The sequence below is a fragment of the Streptomyces lichenis genome (genome assembly GCF_023218175.1).
Taxonomy (GTDB): Bacteria; Actinomycetota; Actinomycetes; order Streptomycetales; family Streptomycetaceae; genus Streptomyces; species Streptomyces lichenis.
The window spans coordinates 1-12816 of the sequence record NZ_JALPTH010000020.1; the positions used below are offsets into that span (position 1 = coordinate 1).

The 12816-nt window shown below is 75.1% G+C and carries 10 protein-coding genes, 1 pseudogene, 1 CRISPR repeat array and 1 riboswitch (1 of these 13 only partly in view); of the genes and pseudogenes, 6 read left to right on the top strand and 5 right to left on the bottom strand.

Annotation, left to right across the window (positions count from 1 at the left end; translation table 11 throughout):
- Positions 1-308: 308 nt before the first annotated feature.
- Positions 309-1811 carry a phytoene desaturase family protein gene (locus M1O15_RS20135; protein WP_248635424.1) on the top strand — a complete coding sequence of 501 codons (1503 nt, stop codon included), beginning with the start codon at positions 309-311 and terminating at the stop codon, positions 1809-1811.
- 76 nt (positions 1812-1887) lie between these two features.
- Here M1O15_RS20135 and M1O15_RS20140 read toward each other — a convergent pair whose 3' ends face one another.
- From M1O15_RS20140 to M1O15_RS20160, 5 genes are all read right to left on the bottom strand, one after another.
- A complete protein-coding gene (locus M1O15_RS20140) occupies positions 1888-2790 on the bottom strand; it encodes a hypothetical protein (RefSeq protein WP_248635425.1) in 903 nt (300 codons plus the stop codon).
- A 54-nt stretch (positions 2791-2844) separates the two neighbouring features.
- Positions 2845-3762: a methylenetetrahydrofolate reductase [NAD(P)H] gene (gene metF, locus M1O15_RS20145; RefSeq protein ID WP_248635427.1), complete on the bottom strand. Its 918-nt coding sequence runs from the start codon at positions 3760-3762 to the stop codon at positions 2845-2847.
- Positions 3763-3902: 140 nt separating this feature from the next.
- A complete protein-coding gene (thiE, locus tag M1O15_RS20150; protein ID WP_248635429.1) occupies positions 3903-4553 on the bottom strand; it encodes a thiamine phosphate synthase in 651 nt (216 codons plus the stop codon).
- A 424-nt stretch (positions 4554-4977) separates the two neighbouring features.
- A complete protein-coding gene (locus M1O15_RS20155) occupies positions 4978-5343 on the bottom strand; it encodes an Rv2175c family DNA-binding protein (protein ID WP_248635431.1) in 366 nt (121 codons plus the stop codon).
- A 64-nt stretch (positions 5344-5407) separates the two neighbouring features.
- Positions 5408-6628, bottom strand: a complete 1221-nt coding sequence (locus tag M1O15_RS20160) for an NAD(P)/FAD-dependent oxidoreductase (protein ID WP_248635433.1) — start codon at positions 6626-6628, stop codon at positions 5408-5410.
- Positions 6629-6745: 117 nt separating this feature from the next.
- Positions 6746-6859: riboswitch (TPP riboswitch) on the top strand.
- A 15-nt stretch (positions 6860-6874) separates the two neighbouring features.
- Between M1O15_RS20160 and thiO the strand changes: the two are divergent.
- The 5 genes and pseudogenes from thiO to M1O15_RS20185 all read left to right on the top strand — a co-directional run.
- A pseudogene (gene thiO / locus M1O15_RS20165) lies at positions 6875-8035 on the top strand (glycine oxidase ThiO); the annotation flags it as partial.
- Positions 8036-8501: 466 nt separating this feature from the next.
- The gene (gene thiS, locus M1O15_RS20170; protein WP_372499521.1) at positions 8502-8702 is read left to right on the top strand and encodes a sulfur carrier protein ThiS; all 201 of its coding nucleotides are present in this window, start codon (positions 8502-8504) and stop codon (positions 8700-8702) included.
- A 5-nt stretch (positions 8703-8707) separates the two neighbouring features.
- Complete coding sequence (locus M1O15_RS20175) at positions 8708-9502, top strand: thiazole synthase (RefSeq protein ID WP_248635435.1); 795 nt, start codon at positions 8708-8710, stop codon at positions 9500-9502.
- Between the two features lie 135 nt (positions 9503-9637).
- Positions 9638-11653, top strand: coding sequence for a Stk1 family PASTA domain-containing Ser/Thr kinase (gene pknB, locus M1O15_RS20180; protein WP_248635437.1), 2016 nt, complete (start codon positions 9638-9640; stop codon positions 11651-11653).
- Between the two features lie 6 nt (positions 11654-11659).
- Positions 11660-12529, top strand: a complete 870-nt coding sequence (locus M1O15_RS20185) for a deoxyribonuclease IV (protein WP_248635438.1) — start codon at positions 11660-11662, stop codon at positions 12527-12529.
- Positions 12530-12667: 138 nt separating this feature from the next.
- Positions 12668-12816: a CRISPR direct-repeat array (repeat unit 29 nt; unit sequence GTGGTCCCCGCGCGAGCGGGGGTGGTCCG); it runs 613 nt beyond the window's last position.

Sequence of the window (12816 nt, forward strand, 5' to 3'; positions counted from 1 at the left end):
GTCCCGCGTCTCCCCCGTTCCCCCGTCGCGGGTGGGAGAGCCCGGCCCCCGTGATGTCCCCCGTGGTCCATGGGCTCTCCTTTGTGCACCCCCGTACCGGTGGGTGCGCGGTTCCCGTTCCGCCGCCCCGTGCCGGCGGTCCCGGAGCCGCGCCCCTTTCCGTGGGCTCCACTCTTCCCTCCAGGTGGCCACCGGCCCATCCGCCCCGCTACTCATCCCGCCTGCTGAGTACGGATACTCAGACACCGCCCCCGAGCCGCCATGGTCGGCCGGCGGGGGTGCCGACCGGAGCCGATAAGGTCCCTGACATGGCACGGATTGCGGTGATCGGCGCGGGGATGGGCGCCATGGCGGCGGCCGCGCGGCTGGCGGTGGCCGGCCACACGGTGGCGGTGTACGAGCGCGCGGAGACCTACGGGGGCGCGGTCGGCAGGTTCGAGCGGGACGGCTTCGCCTTCGACACCGGCCCTGGTCTGCTGCATCTGCCCGCGGTCTACCGGGACCTGTTCGTCAAGACCGGCCGGGAGCCGCTGGAGCGGTGCGTGGAGCTGACCCAGGTCGACCCGGCGAGCCGCCACCTCTTCCCCGACGGCACCGCCCTCGCCCTGCCCAACGCCTCCCGCGCCGGCACCGTCACCGCGCTGGACGCCGCGCTGGGCGCGGGTGCCGGGGAGCGGTGGAGCGGGTTCCTGGGCCGCGCCCGGGACGCCTGGGACCGCTCGCGGCGGCCGCTGCTGGAGGAACCGCTGCCCGCCGACGTGTCGCCGTACGCCCGCGACCCGTACCCGGCGCCGCGCACCGGGCTGCTGCGCCGGAGCGCGCGCACACTCGCCGAGGTGGGGCGGCGGGAGCTCGGGGACGCACGGCTGGCCGCGTTGCTGGAGTGGTACGCCCTGGCGTACGGGTTCCACCCGGGGACCGCCCCCGCGTCCGCCGCCGTGCTGCCGTACCTGGAGCAGACCTTCGGCACCTGGTACGTGGCCGGCGGGCTGCGGGCGCTGGCGGACGCGGTGTACGAGCGGTGCCGTGAGCGGCGGGTGGAGTTCTCCTTCGGGACGGCGGTGACGGAGGTCGTCGAGCGGGACGGGCGGGCCGTGGGCGTGGCGCTGGCGGACGGCCGGGTGGTGGACGCGGACCATGTGGTCGCGGGCGCCCCGCTGCCGGCGCTCTACCGGGAGCGGGTGGTCGGCCGGGGCGACCAGGACGGGTGGCCCCGGTTCCAGCAGGGTGTGCCGACGGGCCGGGTGACGGTCTGTCTGGCGCTGCGCGGGGCCCGGGAGGAGGGCGCGGCGCATCGGACGGTGGTCCACTCCGCCGACCGGGAGGGCGAGTCGGCCGCGCTGGCCGAGGGGCGGCTGGCCGCGCGGCCGACGGTGACGGTGCTGCGCCCGGATGACGCGCGGCTGCGGCCGGACGCGGAGCATGAGGCGGTGACGGTGACGGCCACCGTCCCGGCGGCTGAAGGACTGTGGGGCGGCGGGGCGGGGGGCTCGGCTGTGGAGGGGTTCGTGGAGGCGGTGGTGGGTGCCGCGGAGGCGGCTGTGCCGGGGCTGCGGGAGCGGTTGCTGTGGCGTCGGGTGCGGACGCCGGCCGACACCTTGCGGGAAACGGGCAGTTGCCGGGTGCCGGGTCCGGCGCTGGCCGGTGCGGGCGGCTCGCTGCTGCCCGCCGCCAACCCGGCGCCGCTGCCCGGGTTGTACTTCGCCGGAGGCTGGTCCCACCCGGGCGGCGGGCTGGCCCACGCCGGGATGTCGGGTGCCCTGGTGGCCGGGCTGATCGTGGAGGGGGCCGGGTTCCGCGGGTCGCGGTGACCGGGTGCGGAAGCGGGGTGGCTTCGGCAGCCGCTCCTCAGGGGCGCCGTGAGGGTCAGGCGGTGCCCCGGGGACGTCAGTAGCGGTAGGGCTGCTGGTCGCCGTGGGGGTGGGGGTAGGTGGGATCGTAGCCGTGGGCGGGGGGCTGCTCGTCGCCCTCGCGCTGCTGCGGGACCCAGACACCGCCGGGCGGGGTGTCGGTGCCGTAGGGGTCGGCGGGCGGCTGGGGGGTGTGGTAGCCGCCGTAGTTGTCGTAGCCCTGGCCGCCGGGTGCGGCGGAGGTGCCGATGTACGGGTCGGAGTAGGCGGCGTAGCCCTGGTCGCCGGAGCCGGAACCGTAGTCGTAGGAGGGGGCGGCGGCGGGCGGCGGGTAGGTGCCGTAGCCGGCGAAGGGGTCCTGGTGGGGCGGCTGCGGCTCGGCGGCGGACTGGCCGCGGTCCCCGCCGGCGGTGCCGTACACCCCGTACAGCCGGCCGGTCTCGTCCGGGAGCGGCTCGGGCTGGTAGACGGCGGTGGTCTCGGCGGCCGACGGCTGCTCGAAGGCGTAGCCGTGGGTGGGGGCGTAGGGGTCGGCGGGGGGGTGGGGGGCCTCGTCCTGGCCGTACGGGGCGGGGAAGCCGTGGGGGTCGGCGGGCGGCTGCTCGTAGGCGAGGCCCGAGACCTCCAGGGTGGGGCCGGCCTCCGGGGCGGCGGCGCCGGCCTTGCGGCGGCGGCTGGCTCCCGGGCGTCCGCCCACGGACCAGCCGGTGGAGAAGCCGCGCCGGAAGGAGAGCGTGACATAGGTCTGGCCGACCGCGAAGGCGATGGCGCCGACGGCGATCACCACGACCGACGGCAGCAGCACGCCGAGGACCACGGTGAGGAAGCCGCCGAAGGCGAGCAGCCGCCAGCGCAGCCGCGCCTTGTACTGCAGCAGCACTTCTCCGAGCAGCCACAGCGCGACCACGCCGAATGCGATGTAGAGGACCGTCCAGCCCATGCCCGCTCCTCCCCTGCGGTCACACCGCCCGGGATGGTGGCGGGAGGTGACCGGTCAGGACTGCTCGTGCAGTCCGAGATTCTCGTGGATCTCCAGTGTCGCGGTGGAGTTGTTCAGCGTGATGAAGTGCAGCCCCGGTACGCCCTCGGACAGCAGCCGCGCGCAGAACTCCGTCGCGAACTCGATTCCGATCGAGCGTACAGCGGCCGGATCGTCCTTGACGGAGAGGATGCGCTGTTTCACATCGTCGGGGAAGCGGGCGGTGCTGAGCGAGGGCAGCCGGTCGAGCTGCCGGACGCTGGTCACCGGCATGACCTCGGGGATGATCGGGGTCTCGCAGCCGGCCTTCTCGGCGCTGTCGCGCAGCCGGAGGTAGGTCTCCGGGTCGAAGAACATCTGGGTGATGGCGTAGTCGGCGCCGGCCTTGCACTTGGTGACGAAGTGGCGGATGTCGGTGTCCCAGTCGTCGGACCGGGGGTGCATCTCGGGGAAGGCGGCGACGCCCACGCAGAAGTCGCCGGACTCCTTGATCAGCCGGACCAGGTCGGCGGCGTAGTGCACGCCCTCGGGGTGCGGCACCCAGTCGCCGAGCGGGTCGCCGGGCGGGTCGCCGCGCAGGGCCAGCATGTTGCGGATCCCGGCGTCGGCGTACTGGCCGAGGACATGGCGGAGTTCGGCCACCGACTGGTCCACCGCGGTCAGATGGGCGACGGGGGTGAGGATGGTGTCGGCGGCGATCTCCTGGGTGGCCTTGACCGTGCCGGAGCGGGTGGTGCCACCGGCCCCGTAGGTCACGGAGACGAAGCTCGGCGCCACCGCCTCGACCCGGCGCAGCGCGTTCCACAGTCCGCGCTCGCCCTTCTCGGTGCGTGGCGCGTAGAACTCGAAGGAGTAGGACGGCCGTCCGGTGGCGAGGATGTCGCGGACGGTGCGTGCGCGGTCCGGGCGGGTGGAAGCGGTACCGAGGGCCATACGGGCAGGTTAGCCAGGGCCCCGGCGTCACCCAACCAGACCAGAGGGATTTGGAATGATTTGTCTGAATCTTGTCCATTGGCTGGACAGTCGTGGACACCGTCGGCGCAGTTCAGGCGGTGGGTCGGGAGCGGCCGGGGTCAGGCGGAGCGTTCGCGGACGCGCTGGGCGAGGTCCGCGGCGGCGGCCGCCGGGTCGTCGGCCTCGGTGAGGGCGCGGACCACCACGATCCGGCGCGCCCCCGCGTCCAGCACCTGGTCGAGGTTGCCCGCGTCGATGCCGCCGATGGCGAACCAGGGGCGGGGCTGCGCGAGCCCGGCAGCGTACCGGACCAGGTCCAGCCCCGGGGCGTGCCGGCCGGGCTTGGTGGGGGTGGGCCAGCAGGGGCCGGTGCAGAAGTAGTCCACGCCCGGCTCCGCGGCGGCCGCGTCCACCTCGGCCTCGGCATGGGTGGAGCGCCCGATCAGCACCTCGTCGCCGAGCAGGGCGCGGGCGGCGGGCACCGGCAGGTCGCCCTGGCCGAGGTGGAGTACGTCGGAGGCGGCGGCGTGGGCGATGTCGGCGCGGTCGTTCACCGCGAGCAGCCGGCCGTGCCGCCGGCAGGCCTCGGCGAAGACGGCGAGGTGCTCCAGCTCCTCGCCGGCCTCCATGCCCTTGTCACGCAGCTGCACGATGTCCACGCCGGCGGCGAGCACCGCGTCGAGGAACTCGGGCAGGTCGCCCTGGCGCTTGCGGGCGTCGGTGCAGAGGTAGAGGCGGGCGTCGGCGAGGCGGGCGCGTGCGGTGGGCATCGGTGTTCTCCCCCGGGATGAGTGCATGGGCACGATGGGTGCACGGGCACGGTCGGTGCGCGCGTGCGGGCCCGTGCGCACCGCGGCTGCGGCTGCGGCTGCGGCTGCGTGGGCACGGTGGGCGGTGCGGCACCGGTGGTGCGGTGTGCGGTGGCATGCGGAAGCGGCCCCCGGGCGGACCGGGGGTCCTGTCGGGCCCGTGCGCCATGGTCGCACCCCGGCGGCCACCCCCGTCGGCCACCCCGGTCGACCGGACCGGCCGCCGCCCGTCGGCGCCAGGAGGGGCCGCCGCCCGGTCCCGGCCGTGCGAGACCGCCCGTCCGGGCCGTGGGGCGTCCGGGGCCCGTGGTCCGGGGCCCCCGGAGCCCTGGCCCCGGGGTGGGGTCCCGGGGTCAGGGTCGAGAGGCGGCGGGGGACGCGGGAATCAGACCGCGAGGGCCTGGGCTCGGCGCTTCACCTCGGTGCCGCGGTTCTCGCTGAGGGCCTGGGCGGGGGTGCCCGGGAGGGTGGGGTCGGGGGTGAAGAGCCACTCCAGCATCTCTTCGTCGGTGAAGCCGTCGTCCCGCAGCAGCGTCAGGGTGCCCGCCAGGCCCTTGACGACCTTGTCGCCGTCGATGAAGGCGGCGGGGACCTGGAGCGCGCGGTTCTCCCCGCGGCGTACGGCGATGAGCTGGCCCTCCTTGACCAGCTGCCGCACGCGCGTCACCTCCACGTCGAGCATCTCCGCGATGTCGGGGAGGTAGAGCCAGGAGGGGATGAGAGCATCGGTCTTTGCGTCAATCTCGGTCACGGGACAAGCCTGCCATCCGGCACTGACAGCCGGTAGCGGGGCTACGCCGGACCGGCCGCCCGGGTCAGCCGGCGAGCGCGGTCTTGAGGGGGCGGGAGGCGTCCGCGACCAGGGCGGCGTCCAGGGGTGCGGCGGACTCGACGAGCTTGCGGCCCTGGGCCAGGTCGCGCGGGCGGCCCACCGCCAGCAGCGCCACCAGGGCGCCGTCCCTCAGCCACGCCACCGACCAGGCGGGCTCCGCCGGGTCGCCCCGCCACACCATGGTGTCGGCGGCCTCGTGGTGGCCGATGTACTGGACGAACCGGCCGAACTGCTCGGACCAGAAGTACGGGACCGGGTCGTAGGGCGGGGGCTCCTCGGCGCCGGTGAGGGCGCCCGTGATGGCGGCGGCGACCGTGCGCGGCCCCTGGAGGGCGTTGTCCCAGTGGTGGACCATCAGCCGCTTGCCGTAGCGGGCGGAGGGGTACGAGGCGCAGTCGCCGACCGCGTACACATCGGGCGCGGAGGTGCGCAGCCGGTCGTCGGCGGTGACCGAGCCGTCGGGGCCGAGCGCGATCCCGGAACCGGCCAGCCAGTCGGTGGCCGGGCGGGCGCCGATGCCGACGACGACGGCGTCCGCGGGGAGCAGCCTGCCGTCGTCGAGGGCGACCTCGCCGGGCTCGACGTGCGCCACCCGGGCCCGGGTGAGCAGGGTGGTGCCGCTCTCCGCGTACCACTCGGCCATGGGGGTGCCGACCTCGGCCGGGAAGGCGCCGCCGAGCGGGCGGTCGGCGGCCTCGACCACGGTGACCACGCAGCCGGCGCCCCGGGCGGCGGTGGCGAACTCGGCGCCGATCCAGCCGGCGCCGACCACCACCACGTCGTGCCGCTTCTCCAGGACGGGCCGCAGCCGGGCGGCGTCGTCCAGGGTGCGCAGCAGGTGGACGCCGGGGACGTCCTCGGCGCCGGGCAGGGCGAGCGGCCGGGCGCCGGTGGCGAGGACGAGGGTGTCGTAGGGCACCGGGCCCTCGGCGGTGTCGAGTTCATGCGCCTCGGGGCGTACCGCGGTGACCTCCAGGCCGAGCCGCAGTTCGATGCCGAGGGCGGCGAAGTCCACCTCGAAGGCGGAGCCCTCGGCGGTGCCGAGCAGGATCGCCTTGGACAACGGGGGCCGGTCGTACGGCTGGTGGGGTTCGGCGCCGATCATCAGCACCTCGCCGGTGAAGCCCTGGTCCCGCAGGGCCACCGCGGTCTGCACCCCCGCCATGCCGGCGCCCGCGATCACCACGCGCCGTTCCGCGTCCATTCGCGCTCCCCTCCGGGCCGCCGGTGCGGCCTGTCGTCCGCCTGCTCACCGGGCAACCTTACAAACGCGTCGCCCGCCGTTACGGCGCGTCGGCCCCCGGGGTTAGGCTGGCGAACGCAGAGCACACGCGGGAGCCCGGTCGCACCGGGCTGAGAGGGAGGCTGAGGCGGCCTCCGACCGTACGAACCTGATCCGGGTCATGCCGGCGAAGGGAGGGGCTGGGAGCCCATGCACACGGAGACAGTCATGCCACCGGCCGCGCGGGTGGGGCCGGGCGCGGATGTGCTGGTGATCGGCGGCGGGATCATCGGGCTGGTGACGGCCTGGCGGGCGGCGCAGCGCGGCCTCGCGGTCGCGGTGGCCGATCCGGAGCCGGGCGGTGGGGCGGCCCGGGTGGCGGCCGGGATGCTGGCGGCGGTGACCGAGCTGCACTACGGCGAGGAGCAGCTGCTGGCGCTCAACCTGGCCTCGGCGCGCCGCTATCCGGAGTTCGTCGCCGAGCTGGAGGAGGCGTCCGGGCGGGAGGTGGGCCACCGCTCCTGCGGGACGCTGGCGGTGGCGCTGGACGCCGACGACCGGGCGGAGCTGCGGGAGCTGCACGCCCTGCATCTGCGCACCGGGCTGGACTCGGAGTGGCTGACCGGCCGGGAGTGCCGCCGGCTGGAACCGATGCTGGCACCCGGGGTGCGGGGCGGGCTGCGGGTCGGCGACGACCACCAGGTGGATCCGCGCCGGCTGGGCGCGGCGCTGGTGGCGGCCTGCGAGCGGGCCGGGGTGGTCTTCCACCGGTCGTTCGCGGAGCGGCTGACGGTGGTACGGGACCGGGCGGCCGGGGCGGTCCTGGCGGACGGCACCCCGGTGGCGGCCGGGCAGGTGGTGCTGGCCGCGGGCAGTCTGAGCGGCCGGCTGGGCGGCGTACCGGAGGGTGTCCTTCCGCCGGTACGGCCGGTCAAGGGCCAGGTGGTGCGCCTCGCCGTACCCCCGGCGTACGCCCCCTTCCTCAGCCGCAATCTGCGGGCGGTGGTCCGGGGCTGCCATATCTATCTGGTGCCGCGCGAGAGCGGGGAGCTGGTGATCGGCGCCACCAGCGAGGAGCAGGGCTGGGACACCACGGTGACCGCCGGCGGGGTGTACGAGCTGCTGCGGGACGCCCATGAGCTGCTGCCGGGCATCACGGAGCTGCCGCTGGTGGAGACCGGGGCGGGCTTGCGGCCGGGCTCCCCGGACAACGCGCCGCTGCTCGGCCCGACCGCGCTGCCGGGGCTGCACACCGCCACCGGGCACTACCGCAACGGGGTGCTGCTGACCCCGGTGACGGGTGAGGTGATGGCGGAGCTGCTGGTCACCGGGGAGCTACCGGAGGCGGCCCGGGCCTTTCTGCCGACCCGGTTCGTGACGCGCCCGGCTGTCGCCGGGTCGGTCTCTGGTGGGCAGGGCGCCGCCAGGCCGACTGCTACGAGGGTGGGCGCCGGTAGACCTGGTGTCCCGGGGACGGCTGCCGCCGGGCCGGGCACCGGCGGGCCGGGTGCCGGCCATCCGGCCGCCGCCGGGGCGGGTGCTGGTGGACCTGATATCCCGGGGTCGGCTGCCGTCGGGCGGGGTGCCGCCGGGCCGGGCGCTGGTGGGCCGGGTGCTGGTGGGCCGGGTGCCGCGGTCGGCGCCGGGGCCTCCGCCGCTCCCCTTCCCCGCTGAACCGCTGAACCCACTGAGCCTGCTGGGCCACCGAGCCCGCTGAACTTCGACCGACCCGCTGGACTTCGACTCCGTCGATCATCCGAGGAGTGCCATGAACACCCCTGTGAACATCCCTGTGAACACCCCCACGAGCGGGGCGGCCGCGACCGCGCCCGCGAACACGCCCGTCAACGCCCCCGTGACCGTCTCCGTGAACGGCGAGACCCGGCGGCTGGCCGGGGCCACCACCCTGGACGCGCTGGTGGCGACCCTCACCACCGCCCGCTCCGGCGTCGCCGCCGCCGTCAACGAGACCGTCGTCCCCCGGGGCGCCTGGTCCGGGACGCTGCTCGGCGAGGGCGACCGGGTCGAGGTGCTGACCGCGGTGCAGGGAGGCTGAGCGCGATGGCCGACGACCGTCTCACCATCGCCGGGACCGTGTTCGACTCCCGGCTGATCATGGGCACCGGCGGGGCGCCCAGCCTGGATGTGCTGGAACGCTCGCTGGCCGCCAGCGGCACCGAGCTGACCACGGTGGCGATGCGCCGCCTCGACCCGACCGTGCAGGGCTCGGTGCTCTCGGTGCTGGAGCGCCTGGGCATCCGGGTGCTGCCGAACACGGCCGGCTGCTTCACCGCCGGCGAGGCGGTGCTGACCGCCCGGTTGGCGCGGGAGGCGCTGGGCACCGACTGGGTCAAGCTGGAGGTGGTCGCCGACGAGCGGACCCTGCTGCCCGACCCGGTGGAGCTGCTGGACGCGGCCGAGACGCTGGTGGACGACGGCTTCACGGTGCTTCCCTACACCAACGACGATCCGGTGCTGGCCCGGAAGCTGGAGGACGTGGGCTGCGCGGCGGTGATGCCGCTGGGCTCGCCGATCGGCTCAGGCCTCGGCATCCGCAACCCGCACAACTTCCAGCTGATCACCGAGCGGGCCGGGGTGCCGGTGATCCTGGACGCGGGCGCGGGCACCGCATCGGACGCGGCGCTGGCGATGGAGCTGGGCTGTGCGGCGGTGATGCTGGCCTCCGCGGTGACCCGGGCGCAGGAGCCGGTGCTGATGGCGGAGGCGATGCGGCACGCGGTGGAGGCCGGGCGGCTGGCCCGCCGGGCGGGCCGCATCCCGCGGCGCCACTTCGCCGAGGCCTCCTCCCCGGTGGACGGCCGGGCCGACTTCGATCCGGAGCGTCCGGCGTTCTGAGCCCCGGCGTCTCACCTGGGCGGCGCCGGGCGGAAGGAAACGTTCCGGCCACCGGCTGTCACAGCTCGGCCCCAGTGCCCGGGCCGGGCGCCGGGGCTGTCGGGGCCGTCCTCACCTCCTCGTAGACTCGTCCGGGTGGATACGACCCTGCACGACCCGCTCGTGGGCCAGCTGCTCGACGGCCGCTACCGAGTCGACGCGCGCATCGCCGTCGGTGGCATGGCCACGGTCTACCGGGCCGTCGACACCCGCCTGGACCGGGTGCTCGCCCTGAAGGTGATGCACCCCTCGCTCGCGACCGACGCCGCCTTCGTGGACCGCTTCATCCGGGAGGCCAAGTCCGTCGCGCGCCTCGCGCACCCCAATGTGGTCGGCGTCTTCGACCAGGGCGCGGAGGGGGCGTATGTGTACCTGGCGATGGAGTACGTCGAGGGGTGCACCCTGCGGGACGTGCTACGCGGCCGGGGGGCCCTGCGGCCGCGGGCGGCGCTGGACATCCTGGAGCCGGTGCTGGCCGCGCTGGGCGCCGCGCACCGGGCCGGGTTCGTCCACCGGGACATGAAGCCGGAGAACGTGCTGATAGGCGACGACGGCCGGGTCAAGGTGGCCGATTTCGGTCTGGTGCGTGCCGTGGGCGCCGTCACCAACACCACCGGTTCACTGCTGGGCACGGTCTCCTATCTCGCGCCGGAGCAGATCGAGCACGGCACCGCGGACACCCGCGCCGATGTGTACGCCTGCGGGGTGGTGCTGTACGAGATGCTGACCGGCGCCAAGCCGCATACCGGGGACACCCCCGCGCAGGTCCTGTACCAGCACCTCAACACCGACGTACCGGCTCCGTCCGGGTCCGTGCCGGGGCTGGCGGCCGAGCTGGACGCCCTGGTGGCGCATGCCACCGCCCGGGACCCCGAGGCCCGTCCGCATGACGCGGCGGCGCTGCTGGGGCTGACCCGCCAGGCGCGTGCCGCGCTCGGCGCGGAGCAGCTGGACCTGGTGCCGCCGGGCGCCCGGGAGGAGCCGGCCGATCCGGTCGATCCGGTCGATCCGGTCGATGCCCCCGGGACGGTCGGTCCGGAGGACCGGACCAGCGTGATCGCCCGTCCGGAGCGGACGAGTGTGCTCTCCCGCCCGCGGCCGGGTGGCGAGCCCGAGGACGTGCAGCACACCAGCCGACTGGCCGCGCCGCAGCCCCCGTCCCGATCCGCCGCCTCGGCGGTGTCCGCGGCCGGGGCGCGGGCGCGTCGGCTGCTGCCCGCCGGTCCGCGCCGCGGGATGGTCGCCGCGCTGGTCGCGGTGCTGGTGTTCCTCGGTGTCGGCGCCGGGGTCTGGTACATCAACTCGGGCCAGTTCACCCGGGTGCCGACGGTCCTCGGGCAGAGCCAGACCGAGGCGGAGAAGCGGCTCGCGGACGCGGGGCTGGACGTCCGGGAGGTCAAGCGCGACTTCAGCGGCTCGTATGACCGGGGCGAGGTGATGGCCGCCGATCCCGCGCCCGGTGAGCGCATCCGGGGCAACGGCAAGGTGACGCTCACCGTGTCCCGGGGCCCGGAGATCGTGAAGGTGCCCAATGTGCGGGGTCTCGACCTGGAGGCGGCCAAGCGGGAGCTGGCCGCCGCCGGGCTGGCCCCGGGCGCGGTGGGCCGGCAGTTCAGCGAGGAGGTCGAGCGGGACGCGGTGATCTCGACCGACCCCAAGCCCGGCAGCAAGCGGAAGCCGGACTCCGCGGTCGCCCTGGTGGTCAGCAAGGGCGCGGCGGTGGAGGTGCCCGATCTGACCGGGGCGAGCCTGGAGGACGCCCGGAGCACTCTGGAGGACGCCGGGCTGAAGGTGAAGGTGGCCGAGGAGCGCAAGCACTCCACCGAGGACACCGGTACCGTCGCCGCCCAGTCCCCCGCCTCCGGCGGTGAGGCCGCCGAGGGTGACACCGTCACGCTGACCCTCTCCAAGGGGCCGAGGATGGTGGAGGTCCCGGATGTCACCGGCAGTGACGTGGACGAGGCGACCCGGGAGCTGGAGGGCGCCGGGTTCGAGGTGAAGGTCGAGAAGAGCTTCCCGTTCCTCGGCGACACCGTGGACGGCCAGTCCACGGCCGGTGGCGAGCAGGCCCCGGAGGGCTCCACCATCACCATCACGACCAAGGGACTCTGAGCGCACGTGCACCACCAGCCCAGCCCGAAGCCCAACCCCGTCGGCGGCCATGTGCCGGTGGCCGGCGGCCTCGCCAAGACCGGTCTGTCCTACGCCCGGGAGATCGGCGCCGAGGCCGTGCAGGTCTTCGTCGCCAACCCCCGGGGCTGGGCCACCCCGGCCGGGAACCCGGCGCAGGACGAGCTGTTCCGCGCCGAGTGCGCGGCCTCGGGCATTCCGGCGTATGTCCATGCCCCGTATCTGATCAACTTCGGCTCGCACACCGAGGCGACGGTGGACTCCTCGGTGGTGTCGCTGCGCCACTCGCTGCGCCGGGCCCGGGACATCGGGGCGCTGGGCGTGGTGGTGCACACCGGCTCGGCGACCGGGGGCCGCTCCCGGGAGACGGCGCTGGCGCAGGTACGGGAGCGGATGCTGCCGCTGCTGGACGAGCTGACCCATGAGGACGACCCGTACCTGCTGCTGGAGTCCACCGCCGGGCAGGGCGCCTCGCTCTGCTCGCTGGCCGAGGACTTCGGCCCGTACTTCGAGGCGCTGGACCGCCATCCGCGGCTCGGCGTCTGCCTGGACACCTGCCATGTGTTCGCCGCGGGGCACGACCTGGCCGCCGAGGACGGGGTGGAGCGGACGCTGGACGCCCTGGTCGCCGAGGTGGGCGAGGGGCGGCTGCGGCTGATCCACGCCAACGACTCCAAGGACGTGGCCGGAGCCCGCAAGGACCGCCATGTCAACATCGGTTCCGGCCACATCGGCGAGGAGCCGTTCGCCGCCCTGATGCGCCACCCGGCAGCCGCCGGCGTCCCCCTGGTCATCGAGACCCCCGGCGGCACGGAGGGCCACGCGGCCGACGTGGCCCGACTGAAGCGACTGCGCTGAGGGCGGCTGCGCGCGACTGCAGGGTGCAGACTGCGCCGCCATGGTCGCCCGACACCGTCCAGCTGGCGATAGCCTGAAAGCCCTTGGCGACATGGTCAAGAAACGGTAAACCGCTTCTAAATGCCCTGGTCGCAAAGAGTGGTCCCCGCGCGAGCGGGGGTGGTCCGGAGGCGGCCTGGACGCCGCTCCTCGCCACCAAGTGGTCCCCGCGCGAGCGGGGGTGGTCCGGACGTTCGCTGTGACGCCGGCCCTTCCCGGCAGTGGTCCCCGCGCGAGCGGGGGTGGTC